This window comes from Thioclava sp. F34-6, from assembly GCF_002213235.1.
GTDB classification, from domain to species: Bacteria; Pseudomonadota; Alphaproteobacteria; order Rhodobacterales; family Rhodobacteraceae; genus Thioclava; species Thioclava nitratireducens.
In genome coordinates, this window is sequence record NZ_NBOA01000002.1 from 108905 (window position 1) to 124050 (window position 15146).

Annotated in this window: 14 protein-coding genes; 7 read left to right on the top strand and 7 right to left on the bottom strand. The window is 64.9% G+C overall.

Going from position 1 to position 15146, the window contains the following annotated elements:
• Positions 1–7: 7 nt before the first annotated feature.
• Positions 8–1219, top strand: a complete 1212-nt coding sequence (locus B6V72_RS03715; RefSeq protein WP_075773877.1) for an aminotransferase class V-fold PLP-dependent enzyme — start codon at positions 8–10, stop codon at positions 1217–1219.
• Here the strand turns inward: B6V72_RS03715 and B6V72_RS03720 are convergent.
• On the bottom strand, positions 1210–1416 hold the full coding sequence (locus B6V72_RS03720; protein WP_075773878.1) for a hypothetical protein: 207 nt from the start codon (positions 1414–1416) through the stop codon (positions 1210–1212). The genes B6V72_RS03715 and B6V72_RS03720 overlap by 10 nt on opposite strands.
• Positions 1417–1551: 135 nt before the next feature.
• Positions 1552–2661, bottom strand: a complete 1110-nt coding sequence (locus B6V72_RS03725) for a pyridoxal phosphate-dependent aminotransferase (RefSeq protein WP_088734732.1) — start codon at positions 2659–2661, stop codon at positions 1552–1554.
• A gap of 137 nt (positions 2662–2798) precedes the next feature.
• Here B6V72_RS03725 and B6V72_RS03730 point away from each other — a divergent pair, with 137 nt between their 5' ends.
• Positions 2799–4094, top strand: coding sequence for an MFS transporter (locus B6V72_RS03730; RefSeq protein WP_088727411.1), 1296 nt, complete (start codon positions 2799–2801; stop codon positions 4092–4094).
• A 90-nt stretch (positions 4095–4184) separates the two neighbouring features.
• On the opposite strand, the gene B6V72_RS03735 is transcribed toward B6V72_RS03730, so the two are convergent.
• Positions 4185–7304: a valine--tRNA ligase gene (locus B6V72_RS03735; RefSeq protein WP_088734734.1), complete on the bottom strand. Its 3120-nt coding sequence runs from the start codon at positions 7302–7304 to the stop codon at positions 4185–4187.
• A gap of 188 nt (positions 7305–7492) precedes the next feature.
• Here B6V72_RS03735 and B6V72_RS03740 point away from each other — a divergent pair, with 188 nt between their 5' ends.
• Positions 7493–8713 (top strand): DUF2235 domain-containing protein, encoded by a 1221-nt coding sequence (locus tag B6V72_RS03740; protein WP_088734736.1) that lies wholly within the window; start codon positions 7493–7495, stop codon positions 8711–8713.
• Here B6V72_RS03740 and B6V72_RS03745 read toward each other — a convergent pair.
• From B6V72_RS03745 to metF, 3 genes are all read right to left on the bottom strand, one after another.
• A complete protein-coding gene (locus B6V72_RS03745; RefSeq protein WP_088734738.1) occupies positions 8615–9106 on the bottom strand; it encodes a PaaI family thioesterase in 492 nt (163 codons plus the stop codon). The two genes, B6V72_RS03740 and B6V72_RS03745, sit on opposite strands and share 99 nt — an antisense overlap.
• Positions 9107–9196: 90 nt before the next feature.
• Positions 9197–9529 (bottom strand): GYD domain-containing protein, encoded by a 333-nt coding sequence (locus B6V72_RS03750; protein ID WP_075773884.1) that lies wholly within the window; start codon positions 9527–9529, stop codon positions 9197–9199.
• A gap of 222 nt (positions 9530–9751) precedes the next feature.
• Positions 9752–10618, bottom strand: a complete 867-nt coding sequence (gene metF, locus B6V72_RS03755) for a methylenetetrahydrofolate reductase [NAD(P)H] (RefSeq protein WP_088725413.1) — start codon at positions 10616–10618, stop codon at positions 9752–9754.
• A 93-nt stretch (positions 10619–10711) separates the two neighbouring features.
• Here metF and B6V72_RS03760 point away from each other — a divergent pair, with 93 nt between their 5' ends.
• The 4 genes from B6V72_RS03760 to mscL all read left to right on the top strand — a co-directional run bounded on the left by B6V72_RS03760 (position 10712) and on the right by mscL (position 13869).
• Complete coding sequence (locus tag B6V72_RS03760; RefSeq protein WP_088734740.1) at positions 10712–11617, top strand: LysR family transcriptional regulator; 906 nt, start codon at positions 10712–10714, stop codon at positions 11615–11617.
• A 144-nt stretch (positions 11618–11761) separates the two neighbouring features.
• Positions 11762–12553: an inositol monophosphatase family protein gene (locus B6V72_RS03765; protein ID WP_075773887.1), complete on the top strand. Its 792-nt coding sequence runs from the start codon at positions 11762–11764 to the stop codon at positions 12551–12553.
• A gap of 105 nt (positions 12554–12658) precedes the next feature.
• Positions 12659–13333 (top strand): hypothetical protein, encoded by a 675-nt coding sequence (locus tag B6V72_RS03770; protein WP_088734742.1) that lies wholly within the window; start codon positions 12659–12661, stop codon positions 13331–13333.
• Positions 13334–13440: 107 nt separating this feature from the next.
• Positions 13441–13869, top strand: a complete 429-nt coding sequence (mscL, locus tag B6V72_RS03775; RefSeq protein ID WP_075773889.1) for a large conductance mechanosensitive channel protein MscL — start codon at positions 13441–13443, stop codon at positions 13867–13869.
• 100 nt (positions 13870–13969) lie between these two features.
• On the opposite strand, the gene ald is transcribed toward mscL, so the two are convergent.
• Positions 13970–15094, bottom strand: coding sequence for an alanine dehydrogenase (gene ald, locus B6V72_RS03780; RefSeq protein ID WP_088725415.1), 1125 nt, complete (start codon positions 15092–15094; stop codon positions 13970–13972).
• Between the last annotated feature and the right edge of the window lie 52 nt (positions 15095–15146).

The window sequence follows — 15146 nt, forward strand, 5'->3', positions numbered from 1 at the left end:
ATACCCGATGAGCCTTGCCCAAGGTCGCCCTTACCTCGCAATTCCCGGACCCTCGACGATGCCCGACCGTGTTTTGGCCGCGATGCATCGCCCGGCGCCCAACATCTATGAGGGCGAGATCGAGGAGATCTCGGTGCGGGTCGCGGCGAACCTGCGGCGGGTGGCAATGTCCTCGTCCCATGTCGCGATCTACATTGCCAACGGCCACGGCGCATGGGAGGCCTCGATCGCGAACGTCTTCTCGCGCGGGGATAAGGCGCTGAGCCTCGTGACAGGGCGCTTCGGCAATATATGGGCGCGTAACGCGGCGACGATGGGCGTTCATGTGGAGCGGCTGGAATTCGGCCTGAAGGCTCCCGCCGATCCGGCCCGCGTCGAAGAGGCCCTGCGCGCCGACAAGGATCACGAGATCAAGGCCGTGCTGCTGACCCATGTCGATACCGCGACTTCCGTGGTCAACGACGTGGCGGCGATCCGTGCGGCGATCGACGCAGCGGGGCATCCGGCGCTGCTGATGGTCGATTGCATCGCCTCGCTCGCCTGCGACGAGTTCCGGATGGACGATTGGGGCGTCGATGTGATGGTCGCCGCCAGCCAGAAGGGGCTGATGGTGCCGCCGGGTCTGGGCTTTGTGTGGTTCTCCGACAAGGCGCTGGCGGCGAGCCGCGAGGCCGATATGGTCACGCCTTATTGGGACTGGCAGCCGCGCGCCTTCCCCGAGATGGTCTACCAGTATTTCGGAGGCACCGCCCCGACGCATCACCTCTTCGGCCTCGACGAGTCGCTCAAGATGATCCTCGAGGAAGAGGGGCTCACCCATATCTGGGCGCGTCACGCCACGCTCGCTTCTGCCGTCTGGGCTGCGTTCGAGACCTGGGGGCAGGAAGGGGATATCGCGCTCAACATCGCGAACCCAGCGCATCGCGCGCATTCGGTGACGGCAGCGCGGATCGGCGCGGGCAATGCGCAGCGGCTGCGCAGCTGGTTGGAGCGCGAGGCGGGGGTGACGCTCGGCATCGGGCTCGGCATGGCCGAACCCGGCACGCCCGAGGCCAACGATTTCCTGCGGGTCGCCCATATGGGCCATGTGAACGCCCATATGACGCTGGGCGCGCTGGCGACGATGGAGGCCGGGATGCAGGCGCTGAAAATCCCGCACAACCCCGGCGGCATCGCCGCGGCGGCTGGTGCGATCGCGAAAGGCGCCGGTCAGGCCTGACCGTGACGCTCCAGCCAGTCGGTGAGCTGTTCGACCTCTTCCGAGGCTTCCCGCGAGACCTGCGGCGCCTCGGTGCGTGAGGACGACAGCCGCATCTCGCGGCTGGTCTGGGTGTTGCCTGCATAGGCGCCGAAGGCCAACGCGAAGGCCAGCGGGCTCAACATTGCGATACGGGCGTTGCGGATCTTGCGGCTCATGTGTCTGCTCCTGTTGTCGAGCAAAACATGGGCCCGGCCCCGAGTCGGCGCAATTCACCTTGCGGCGAGACGTGCTGACGCCGGTGCTTTTTTGCCGATTTGGTAGGCGGATTTGTGTCCGGGAGGGCGCGCAGATCAGCGCGCGCGGGCGGCATCCAGCGCGTCAGGGAGGGCCGCGGCAAAAGCGTCGAGCTCGGCTTCGGGCCCGACCGAGACGCGGATGCAACGGTTTTGCGGGGCGACGAAGGGCATCCGCACGAACACCGCGCGCGCGTCCAGTTCCTGCAGCACGGCCCGCGCGAAATCACCATCCTGCCCGCAGTCCACGGCGACGAAATTCGTGGCGGAGGGCAGGGTGCTCAGCCCGTTCTCGCGCGCGATCTCGTCGATCCGGTCGCGTGCGCCTGCCACGAGGAGACGCATGTAGGCCTGCCACGTCTTGTCCTGCAGCGCGGCCAGCGCGCCTGCCTGAGAGATGCGGCACATGCCGAAATGATTGCGAATCTTGTCGAAAGCCGCGATCAGGCCGGGGGCCGCAAGCGCATAGCCCACGCGCGCGCCCGCCAGACCATGGGCCTTCGAGAAGGTCCGCATCCGGATCACTCGGGGATCGTCGGCCGCGATGCGCGCCTCGGTCCCGTCGTCGGCGAATTCCACATAGGCCTCGTCCAGCACCATCAGCGTGCCATCCGGCACCGCGTCGATCATCGCCTCGATCGTCTCGCGCGGATGATGCGTGCCCATCGGGTTATCGGGATTGGCTATATAGACGAGCTTCGCGCCCACCTCGGCGGCCTTCGCGATCAGCGCCTGCGGGTCTTCGTGATCCCCGGCATAGGGCACTTTGTGAAGCACCCCGCCGAAGCCCGCGACATGGTAGTTGAAGGTCGGGTAGGCACCTTCCGAGGTGACAACGGGATCGCCCGGTTCGATCATCAGGCGGCACAGGTAGCCCAGAAGCCCGTCGATCCCTTCGCCGACCAGAACGTTCTCGACCGCGACATCGTGATGCGCGGCAATCGCCGTACGCAGATCGAAGCTCGTCGAGTCGCCGTATTTCCAGGCATCGCCTGCCGCAGCCGCCATCGCGGAAATCGCCCGCGGCGAGGGGCCAAAGCCGTTCTCGTTGGCTCCGAGCCGCGCAGTGAAGCGGCGACCGGCAAGGCGCTCGTGTTCCTCGGGCCCGACGAAGGGCACGGTGGCGGGAAGGCTGTCGATCAGGCGGGTATATCGAGGTCCGGTCATGGCTACAGGCGTAAGCGCAAAGCGCGGATGCGGCAAGAGGGTGCGTCGATCGGTTCCTCGCGGCGGAACCGGGGACTGGGCCAAGCGCTTTTCCCTGCGTAATATCGTGAAATGACATAAGTTCGGGAAGCCAGCCGATGAGCGCCAGCGACACCTCTTTCTCCTCCTCCCTATTCGAAACGCTGACCGGCGATGCGCCGGGGAATGTGAAAGAGCTGAGCGACACCGCCGCCAAGCACGAACCCGGCAGTTTTTTGCGCCATGTCGGATCGCTGTCGATGACCAAGCTGGCAGACGGGCTGATCGACCCGAAGCTGGTGCTCAGCTGGCTCATGCAGGCGGTGGGCGCGCCCGCCGCTCTGGTCAGTTGGCTGGTGCCGGTGCGCGAGGCGGGCTCGCTATTGCCGCAGCTGTTCACCGCACCGCATGTCCGCAAGATGCCGCAGCGCAAATGGGCCTGGGCCGCCGGTAGCATGATCCAGGGGCTGGCGGCGGCGGCGATCGTGGTGATTGCGCTGACGATGCAGGGGATGGCCGCGGGGCTTGCGATGCTCGCGGCGCTGGGCGTGCTGGCCATCGCGCGCTCGCTGTCCTCGGTGAGCTACAAGGACGTGCTGGGCAAGACCGTGGACCGCACGCGGCGTGGCACGACGACTGGCATCGCGACGAGCGTTTCTGCGGCCGGGGTGATCCTGTTCGCGCTGATCCTGATGAGCGGATTCGTCCCGCGGATGAGCCTCGTGATCGGGGCGATTTCACTGGCCGCCGTGCTCTGGGTGGCGGCGGCTGCGCTGTTCTCGACGCTGCGCGAGGAAGACCAGCCGGGCGAGGCGAAGGGCAGCATCGGCCTGTCAGAGCTTAGCCTGCTGTGGAAGGATGCCGATCTTGGCAAGTTCGTGATCGCGCGGGTGCTGCTGCTGCCGACCGCGCTCGCGCCGCCCTATATCGTTCTGCTCGCCGCGAATGCCGGAGATAACCGGTTCGGCGCGCTGGGGGCGATGGTGCTGGCCTCGGCGCTGGCCTCGCTGGTGAGTTCCTATATCTGGGGGCGGCTGGCAGATCGCTCTTCGCGCAAGGTGTTGATCTTCACCGGGCTGGTCGCCGCCGCGTTCCTGGCGCTTGCGGTGGGATTGAGTTGGTCGGGGCTGATGGGCACGATCTGGGCCTCGCCGGTGGCGCTGTTCGGGCTGATGATCGGCTATCAGGGGGTGCGGCTGGGCCGCTCGACCTACCTCGTGGACATGTCGCCCAAGGACGATCGCGCGGCCTATACGGCGGTGTCGAACACGAGTGTAGGCGTGATGCTGCTGGCCTTCGGCGCGGCGAGTTCGGCGCTCGCGATAGCGGGGCCGGATATGGTGCTGATCGTCTATGCGGGGATCTGCGTGGTCGCCTCGGGCGTGGCGTTCACGATGAAGGAAGTGTCGGAGTAAGGTCTCCGCTCAGCTCACGGCGCGGGACGACCAGGCCCGGGCCGCGCCCACCCGAGGGTCAGGCGCGGCCCTGATCGCTAAAAGCCTCGCTCAGCCCAGCTCCGCCAGACGCGCCACGGCCTGACGCACCTTCTCGGCCTCTTCCTCGGCGCGGGCGAGGTTCTCGCGGGTTTCCACCACGACCTCGGGATCGGCATTGTCGATGAATTTCGGATTGTTCAGACGACCCTTCATGCCGCCGATTTCCTTCTCCATCTTGCCCAGAGCCTTCTCCAGACGCGCCTTCTCCTTGGCGATGTCGATCACGCCTTCCAGCGGCAGCCCGAACAGCGCGCCCTGCGCCGGGATCGAGATCGCCCCTTTCGGGATCGGCGCCTCGGTGATGCTCTCGATGCGCGCCAGCTTGAAGATCAGCGACTCGTTATTGGCGAGCGCCGCGCGCGCGGCGTCATCGGCCTCGGCCAGAACCATCGGCAGCTTCAGGCCTACCGGCACGCCCATCTGCGTGCGCGAGGAGCGGATCGCCTCGATCAGTTCGATCACCCAGTTCATCTCGCGGTCGGCGGCCTCATCCACCAGATCGGCGGCTTTGTAATCCGGCCAGTCGGCATGGACGAGCATCTTCGCGCGGTCACCCTGCGGTGCGGTCAGATCCCACAGCTCTTCGGTGATGAAGGGCATGATCGGGTGCAGCAGGACGTAGCACTGATCGAGCACCCAACGCATCGTGGCGCGGGTTTCCTCGGCATGCTCGCCATCGAACAGAGGCTTGGCAAATTCGACATACCAGTCGCAGACCTTGCCCCAGACGAAACCGTAAAGCCCCAGCGCCGCGTCGTTGAAGCGGTATGCGGCGAAGGCCTCGTCCACCTGCTCACGGATCTTCGCGGTCTCGCCGATGATCCAGCGGTTCACCGTATGCGTCGGCTGCGGGATCTCGGTCACGACCGGCCCTTCGAACACGCCGTTCATCTCGGCGAAGCGCGTCGCGTTCCAGATCTTCGTGCCGAAGTTGCGATAGCCCTTGATGCGCTCCTCAGAGAGCTTCAGCACGCCGCCCATCGCCGCCATCGCGGCATTGGTGAAGCGCAGCGCGTCCGCGCCGTAAGCATCGATGATCTCGAGCGGGTCGATCACGTTGCCCGTCGTCTTCGACATCTTCTTGCCCTTCTCGTCACGGACGAGCTGGTGCAGGTAGACGGTGTGGAAGGGCACCTGATCCATGACGGCCAACTGCATCATCATCATCCGCGCCACCCAGAAGAACAGGATGTCGAAGCCGGTCACGAGGACATCGGTCGGGAAATACTTGCGCATCTCCTCGGTATCCTCGGGCCAGCCCAGCGTGCCGATCGGCCAGAGGCCCGACGAGAACCAGGTGTCGAGCACATCGGCATCGCGCCAGACCGGGTAGACGAGCTGCGTCGGGTCCTCGGTCATCTCGTATTGCGCGAGGCTCGCGGCCAGCACTTCGATCGCCTTGTGGCGATCTTCCACTTCAACGATGCGCGCCACGTTGAGCGGCGTCGGCAGCTCGGCATTCTGCGCCTTGAACCAGCCGATGACGCTCTCGAAGTCCGAGGCGCAGTGGTAGCGGTCGTCGCGATGCACCATCTTCGTCTCGACGAGCAGGCGGCCCATCTCCACGAGGTCGATCGTGCCATCGCCTTCGTCATCGCGGAAGTCGGGCGCTTCCATGTCCAGACCGTACCAGACCGGGATCTGGTGGCCCCACCAGAGCTGGCGCGAGATGCACCAGGGCTCGATGTTTTCCAGCCAGTGGAAATAGGTTTTCTCGCCCGCTTCGGGCATGATCACGGTGTCGCCGTTGCGCACCGCGTCGAGCGCCTTGCCGACGATCTGCTCGGCATCGACGAACCACTGATCGGTCAGCATCGGCTCGATCACCACTTTCGAGCGGTCGCCGAAGGGCTGCATGATCGGCTTGTCTTCGACATACGGAACGGTGGTTTCGGTCTCAACGCCGTCTTCGTCGGTGACGGTCTTCGTGGTCGTCACCGCGAGGCCTTCCTCGGTGATCTGACGGATCACGGCTTCGCGCGCCTCGAACCGGTCGAGACCGCGCAGCTCCTCGGGCACGAGGTTGAGCGCGTCGATCTCTGCCTCGGTGAAATCCGCGCCGCGGGAGATCTCCATCGCGCGGGCCGCGCATTCTTCGTAGGACAGCCCGTCGGCGCGCATCGCGCCCTTGGTGTCCATGAGGCGATACATCGGGATGCCGCCGCGTTTGGCGACCATGTAGTCGTTGAAGTCATGCGCGCCGGTGATCTTCACCGCGCCCGAGCCGAATTCGGGATCGGGATATTGATCGGTGATGATCGGGATCAGGCGGCGATGCTCTTTCGGGCCCACCGGGATTTCGCAGAGCTTGCCGACGATCGGCGCGTAACGCTCATCGGACGGGTGCACCGCGACAGCGCCGTCGCCCAGCATCGTCTCCGGGCGGGTCGTCGCGATCGAGATGTAGTCGCGCTCTTCCGTGAAGACGACGTTCCCCTCTTCGTCCTTCTCGACATAGGTATAGGTCTCGCCGCCCGCGAGCGGGTATTTGAAGTGCCACATGTGACCGGCGACTTCGATATTCTCCACTTCCAGATCCGAGATCGCGGTCTCGAAATGGGGATCCCAGTTCACCAGGCGCTTGCCGCGATAGATCAGGCCCTTCTCGTACATGTCGACGAAGACCTTGATCACGGCGTCATGGAAGTTACCCTCGTTGCCTTCCGGCGCGCCGGGAGCCCCCGACATGGTGAAGGCGTTGCGCGACCAATCGCAGCTCGAGCCCAGACGCTTGAGCTGGTTGATGATGGTCGAGCCGTATTCGCCTTTCCACTCCCAGACCTTCTCGAGGAATTTCTCACGGCCGAGTTCGATGCGCTTGGGCTGACCGGTCTTGGCCAGTTCCTTCTCGACCATCAGCTGGGTCGCGATACCCGCATGGTCCTGTCCCGGCTGCCAGAGCGTGTCGAAGCCGCGCATCCGGTGCCAGCGCACGAGGATATCCTGCACGGTGTTGTTGAAGGCGTGGCCCACATGCAGCGCGCCCGTCACGTTGGGCGGCGGGATCATCACGCAGAAGGTCTCGTCGCGCGACGCGTTGGCCCCGGCCTTGAAGGCTCCGGCCTCTTCCCATTTCGCGTAGATCCGCGGCTCGGCGCTCGCGGCATCGAAAGTCTTGTCCATCGTCATGTCAGGCATCCTTGGCTCGGCTTGAGGGCTGTTTAGCCCGCGCAGGCGACAAGGAAAACCCCGTGCGCGCGGTCCGAAAAAGCGCGGCGGGCACGATCGGGTCAACAAACTGCCGCGATTGCCCCTGAAGATAAGTGAAACTTATCCTACATTGGATAGTATAAGCCCAACTTATGTGGAGCGCTGATATGCGCGGTCTCTTCGAGCGTGTGATCTCTGCCCTGCGCCGCCGCAGCCCGGAACGGGCCGAGGCGCGCTCGGCGGCAGGCGCGGGCCGTGGCCCGGTCGATCATGTCGTGTTGCTCGACGGGACGCTCGGCTCGCTGCGCGCCGACCGGCTGACCTCGATCGGGCTGATCTACCGCTTCCTGCGCCGGGCAGCGCCGAAAGTCTCGGTCTATTACGGGCGCGGCCTGCGCTGGCGCGATTGGCACGACATGTCGGATGTCTGGTTCGGCTGGGGCGTGAATCAGCAGATTTCCCGCGCCTATGGCTGGCTCGCGATGCGCTACCGCCCGGGCGACCGCATCTTCCTGATCGGCTATTCCCGGGGCGGCTTCGCTGCGCGCTCGCTGGCGGGGATGATCGGGCGGATCGGTCTGTTGCGCCCGGAGCATGCGATCGAACGCAACACGCGGCTTGCATGGCGCCACTACGAGGAAGAGACGCCCGCGGACGTCCTCCAAAGCTTCCGCAACAGCCTGTGCCACGAGAATGTCGAGATCGAGATGGTCGGCGCCTTTGATACGGTTCAGGCGCTGGGCATTCGCGTGCCGTTCTTCTGGATCGTCAACGAGGAGCGCGTGCGCTTTCACGACCACCACCTGAGCGACCATGTGCGCCACGGGTTTCAGGCGCTCGCGCTCGACGAGCGGCGCTCTGTGCTGGAGCCGCTGGTGTGGGAAAGCGACGAGGGCGCTTCCGACGCCGATTCTCCCGCGACCCGGATCGAGCAGCGCTGGTTTCGCGGCGCCCATGGCGATATCGGCGGGATGCTCGGGCATTTCGCGGATGCGCGCCCACTCGCCAATATTCCGCTCGTGTGGATGCTGGAGCGGGCGGAATCGCTGGGTCTGAGCCTGCCGCCCGGTTGGCAGGCGGAGTTCCCGCGCGATCCGAATGCGCCCTCGGTCGGCACCTGGACTGGCTGGGGCAAGCTGTTCTGGCTGCGCGCGCCGCGCGTCGTGGGGCGCGACCCCTCTGAAGGGCTGCATGAGAGCGTGGTCTTGCCCGAAGGCTCGCGCGCGATTTTCAGGCCGCGCATCCTGCGTCCCGAAATCCGTCGTCTCGCGCGCCGGTCCGAGCCTGTCTCAGAGGTCAGGCGTCATAACGAAACAGGTGGCGGTGCCGGTCGCGTAGAGGCGTCCATCCTCGGCGCCCCGGATCTCACCCCGCGCGACGCCGGTTGACCGGCCGATGTGATCGAGCTGTCCCACGCCGATCACCTCGGTGCCGGGCTTGATCGCGCGGATCAGGTTCACCTTGAATTCAAGCGTGGTCTGCGTCTGACCCTTCTTCAGTCCGGTGATCACCGAACAGGTCATCACCGTATCTAGCATCATCGCATACCAGCCGCCGTGAATGCCGCCATAGCCGTTGGTCTGCGGATGGCCCGGCGTCCCGCGGCAGGTGACGCGGCCTTCCTCGGCCTCGGTGATCCGATAGGCCATCAGCTTCTGCACGGTGGGGGAGGGAACGTCGCCCGTCACCATCTTGCGAACGTAGTCGAGCCCCGACATCGAAAGCACCTCCTCGAGTGGGAGGAAATCTTCGGGGCCTTCGGCGAAATATTGGTCGGGCATCTTCGGGTCCTTTTCCGGGTCGGCACTAAGCTATCGTCGCCGAGCGGAAAGGAAAGGGGAGGTAGGTGTCGACCTGCGACCGAAGTGGCCTTAACTGCCCGGTGGCACGAAGTTCGAACGAATGCCGGCCGCAGCCTTCTGCATCTCCTTGAAGTCGGCGGTCGTGAAGGCCTCCTGCGTCTGCACCTTCGACAATGACCCCGAGCCAGCGGCGGCCATGATCGCCGGCAGCACCTTCTTCATGTCGTCGCCCGTGGCGATGATCAAAAAGTCACTCGGACCGGTGGTTATGTAGTAGTTTTCCAGTTTCCCCCCAGCCGCCTTTATCAACGCGTCGATGGTCTCCCATCGGTCCGTCGGGCTGTCCATGAAGCCCTTTATGGCCTGAGGAGAGAAGCTCCCCGTGATCACAAAACGTCCCATGTGTTACCTCCCTAGAACGGACGCCAGTCATCGGCGCGATCTCGTCGGCAGATTTGAACTGGTTTCCGTTAGGTAAACATTATCACGACCGGCGCGATTTCCTGAGCGTCTTCTGGGCGGTGGTGTGGGCGTTGCGACAAGCGTCAGACGCGTGACGCACCACGACCAAAAAAGGAAAGGGGCCCAGCCGGGCCCCTTCGTTCAATCCAATTGAGTACCCTTTCAGGCCACTTTCTCGAGCACCGTGTCAGGCGTCACACCCAGCGCGTGGCAGACGTCGCGGGTCAGGCCGGGACGGTTGAGCGTGTAGAAATGCAGGTCTTCCACGCCGCCCTCGATCAGCTTGTCGCACAGCTCGGTGCACAGCGCGGTCGCCAGAAGATGCTCGCGCCCGTCGCGGATCGCGGCCTCGAAGGCTTCCTCGACCCAGGCGGGGATGGAGGTGCCGCAGCTTTGCGCGAATTTCTTGGCGCCTTTCCACGACTGGATCGGCAGGATGCCGGGGATGATCTTCGCGTCGATCCCTTCGCGCTCGCAGGCATCGCGGAAGCGGAAGAAGGTCTCGGGCTCGAAGAAGAACTGGGTGATCGCCGAGGTCGCACCCGCCTCGACCTTGCGCTTGAGCCAGCGCACGTCGGCCATATTGTCGGCGGCATCCGGATGCGGCTCGGGATAGGCGCCGGCGCGGATCGTGAAGCGGCCATCCTCGGCCAGCGCCTCGATCAGTTCGACCGAAGAGGCGAAGCCCTCGGGATGCGGGGTGAAATGCTTGGCACCCTGCGGCGGGTCGCCCCGCAGCGCCACGATCTCGGTCACGCCGACCTCGGCATAGGCGTCCACGATGTCCATCGTCTCTGCCTTGGTCGCTTCCACGCAGGTCAGGTGGGCGGCGACATTGAGGCCATAATTCTTGTGGATCGTCCCCACCGCCTCGTGGGTCAGCTTGCGCGTCGTGCCGCCCGCGCCATAGGTCACGGAGGTGAACTCGGGTTTGAGCGGTGCCAGAACCTGCGCGGTTTCCCACAGCCGGAACGACGCATCGAGCGTCTTCGGCGGGAAAAATTCGAAACTGACCTTGGGCGTCGTCATGGGATTTTGTCCTTTCGTTCGCTCTCTTGTGCCAGATCGGGCTTTGTGAGACAAACTCATAATCCTCAAAATGGTTATGAGTGTAACAGCAAGATGCATCTCGAGTTCCGTCACCTGCGCACAATCAAGGCGATTCACGATGCCGGAGGGCTCGCGAAGGCAGCGGACGTTCTGCACATAACACAATCGGCGCTGTCGCACCAAATCAAAGGGCTGGAGGACCAGACCGGGGTGGAGCTGTTCGTGCGCCGCTCGAAGCCGCTGAAGCTCTCGGCGGCGGGGCGGAAGCTGTTGCGGCTGGCCGAACGCATCCTGCCCGAGATCGCGGCGACCGAGGCCGAGTTCGACGCGCTGCGGTCGGGGCGGGCGGGCCGTCTGCATATTGCGATCGAGTGCCACGCCTGTTTCGACTGGCTGTTTCCGGTGCTGGAGCGTTTCCGCCATGCCTGGCCCGATATCGACGTGGATATCCGGCCCGGTCTGGCTTTCAACGCGCTTCCCGCGCTGAGCCGCGAAGAGGTCGATCTGGTGATATCGTCGGATCCGGAAAAGATCGACGGCGTCACCTTCAATCCGCTTTTCGACTACGCGCCGACCTTCATCGCCGCCGCGAATTCACCGCTGGCGGCGAAGCCATATATCGAGGCGCAGGACTTCGCGGATCAGACGCTGATCACCTATCCGATCGACCGCGGTCGATCGGACATCTTCACCCAGCTGCTCACGCCCGCACGGGTGGAGCCGAAAGCCGTGCGACAGGTGGAGCTGACGGCAGTGATCCTGATGCTGGTCGCCTCGAATCGCGGCGTGGCGGTGCTGCCCGACTGGGTGCTGCGCGAGGTGAAGTACCAGCCTGACTACATCACCAAACCTGTGACCGAACACGGGCTGACCAAGCGCCTTTACGCCGCGACGCGGTCCGAGGATGCCACTCAGCCCTTCATGGCGCATTTCCTGCGGCTTGCACGCACCGAGCCGGTGAAGCTTCAGCGCGCCTGATCCATCGGGCTTGTCCGAATATCCCGGGGGCTCGCGCAGCGAGCGGGGCAGAGCCCCTCCTCAGTTTGCCTCACGTGCCAAAGCTCTTGGATTTTCCGCGCAACCCCTGTAAGGCGACCGCTTGAAACGCGAAGGAGCCCAGAGATGCAAGGCAGCGCAAACCTCAACCTGATGATCAAGGCCGCCCGCAAGGCAGGCCGCTCGCTCGTCAAGGATTTCCGCGAGGTCGAGAACCTTCAGGTCTCCTCGAAGGGTCCGGGCGATTTCGTCTCGAAGGCCGATCGCGAAGCCGAGAAGATCATCAAGGACGAGCTGCGCGGCGCGCGCCCTTCCTATGGCTGGCTCGGCGAGGAGACCGGTGAAGAGGCGGGCGATGACCCGACCCGCCGCTGGATCGTCGACCCGCTCGACGGCACCACGAACTTCCTGCACGGCCTGCCGCATTGGGCGATCTCGATCGCGCTGGAGCATAAGGGCGAAATCATCGCGGCCGTGGTGTTTGACGCCGCGAAAGACGAGATGTATTTCGCCGAGAAGGGCCTCGGCGCCTACATGAACGACACGCGTCTGCGGGTCTCTGGCCGTCACAAGATGATCGAATCGATCTTCGCGACGGGCGTGCCCTTCGGCGGCAAGTCGACCCTTCCGGCGACGCTGCAGGACCTTGCGAAGCTGATGCCGCAATGCGCGGGCGTTCGTCGCTGGGGCGCGGCCTCGCTCGACCTCGCCTATGTCGCGGCGGGTCGCTACGAGGGCTATTGGGAGCGCGGGCTCAACGCCTGGGACATGGCCGCGGGGATTCTCCTCGTGAAAGAAGCGGGCGGTTTCGTGGAAGCAGTGCGCGAGGGGCGCGACGTTCTCGAATCGGGTTCGGTGATCGCGTCGAATGCTGAAATGTTCCCGGCTCTCACCAAGGCGCTTCGGTCAAACGACTGAGAAATCTTTGAAAATTCGATGAGGCGGCGAAAGGTGAGTGAAAGTTCACCTTTCGTTCATTCCGTTGTGCCAGCCTGAAGCGGTTACCAGAAAGGGGATGCCGCCATGGTTGGACAGGAATTCGGGTCCGCGTCACTCGCGCTTGAACAGCGCGCATTGACTGCGCTGCACGGGCCGGGCGATTGCGCGGTCGAACGCGCGTTGGAGGAGTTACGGCAGGCGGTGTCCGATCTCGCCTTCGCCGAGGCCGCCGAGTTGATCGCGCGGCATCGGGTCGCCTTCCTGGACGAGATGATTTCGGGCTGCCTCGACGATGCCGAAACGGCGGAGGCGGACACTGCGGCGGCGCTGCGCACGGCGGCCGAGGGGCTTCAGGAGGAGCGGGCGACCGTGGCAGAGGCCATGCCGCTGGAGCTTGCCCTGCGCGCCGACCAACGCGATGCGGCCTGCGATCGCATCCGTGCTGCGCAGCGGCGTCTGCGCAATATCTCACAAATGCCCCAGCATTTCGGCTGTGCCTGCGGCTTTGACTGTCCCTCTGAGGGCGACGGGGCGGGACCCTGCTCGGGGGTGGCAGAGCGAATCCAGCAGGCGCTCCGCTGTGATGCAGACGCCATCGCCGACATCGCCAGACAGGAAGCGCGCGCACGGCTCAGCGACGGTTTCGCGGCCTTGCCGGTCGCCGCGCCTCTCTCGTCCCGTTCCGGCGGCGACACGGTGTCCACGGCGGCGCAGGTCGCCCGCCGCCTTGTCGAGGATGCACGCCGAAGGTTGTGCTAAAACGAAACCGGCAAGCCTGCCTCGCGCTCGCTGCTTGAGGCTATGCAGACGCAAAGATCGTGGTAGCCTGTCGTCGCGCAGAACGCGCATCGCAATGAGGGGCTGGAATGATTCAGGAATTCAAGGATTTCATCGCCAAGGGCAATGTCATGGACATGGCGGTGGGCATCATCATCGGCGCGGCCTTCACCGCCATCGTGACCTCGCTGGTCGGCGACATCATCAACCCAATCATCGGTCTGTTCACCGGAGGCGTTGATTTCACGAATAACTACGCTGTGCTCTCCGGCGAGGTTCCCACCGGGGCGAGCCTTGAAGAGGCGCGCAAGGCGGGTGCCTCGGTCTTCGCCTATGGCGCGTTCCTGATGGCGGTGATCAATTTCTTCATTATCGCCTTCGTGGTCTTCATGCTGGTGAAGATGGTCAACCGCATCAAGGCTGCGGCGGAGAAGCCGGACGATGTCGCGCCCGAGGTGCATACCGGTCCGAGCCAGCTCGACGTGTTGCTCGAAATTCGCGACGCACTTCGGAAGTGACGGCGCGGCGCGCAGCGCCGCCTGAAGATAGAAGAACGGCCCGGGGCAAAGCGCCGGGCCGTCCTCGTCATGGGTGCAGTTGTTCTTGGCGTCGTGGCCTTTATTCGGCCGCGTGCATCACCGCGTCCGGCGCGTCGAACGGCAAGTCGAGCGCTTCGGCCACTGCCTTATAGGTCACCTTGCCGGCATGGACGTTAAGCCCCGCCGCGAGATGCGGATCCTCGGCACAGGCGCGCTCCCATCCCTTGTCGGCCAATGCGAGCAGGAAGGGCTGGGTCGCGTTCGACAGCGCGAGCGTCGCGGTGCGCGCGACCGCGCCGGGCATATTGGCCACGCAGTAATGCATGATGCCCTCGACCTCGTAGATCGGGTCGTCATGGGTGGTCGGGTGCGAGGTCTCGACGCAGCCGCCCTGATCGATCGCGACATCGACGATCGCCGCGCCGGGCTTCATCGTCTTGAGCATTTCGCGGGTGACCAGTTTCGGGGCGGCGGCCCCGGGGATCAGCACCGCCCCGATCACCAGATCGGAGGCCGCGACCAGCGCCTCGGTCTCCGCTTTCGAGGCATAGGCGGTGCGGAAGGTTCCGCCGAACGTGTCATCGAGATAGCGCAGGCGTGGCAGCGACTTGTCGAGCACGGTCACATCCGCGCCCATCCCGGCAGCCACGCGCGCGGCGTTGGTGCCCACGACGCCGCCGCCGATCACGACGACCTTCGCGGGCGACACGCCGGGCACGCCGCCCAGCAGCACACCGCGCCCGCCATTGGCCTTCTGCAGGGTCCACGCGCCCATCTGCGGCGCGAGGCGACCAGCCACCTCGGACATCGGCGCGAGCAGCGGCAGGGTGCCGTCCTTCGCCGTCACCGTCTCGTAGGCGATGCAGGTCGCGCCCGATTTCATCAGGTCATGAGTCTGCGCCGGGTCGGCGGCCAGATGCAGATAGGTGAACAGAAGCTGGCCTTCGCGGAGCATCGCGCGCTCGGAGGCCTGCGGCTCTTTCACCTTCACGATCATCTCGGCCTCGGCGAACACCTTTGCCGCATCGCCGAGGATCTTCGCGCCGGCGGCCTCGTAATCGCTGTCATTGAAACCCGCGCCCAGGCCTGCGCCGGTTTCCACCAGCACTTCGTGGCCATGGGCGACCGCCTCTTGCGCCGCGGCCGGGGTCAGCCCGACGCGGAATTCCTGCGCCTTGATTTCGCGTACGGTTCCGATCTTCATCGCGTGTCCTCCTCCAAAACATGGAAACGTCCTGCGACCAGTATGCGCTCCG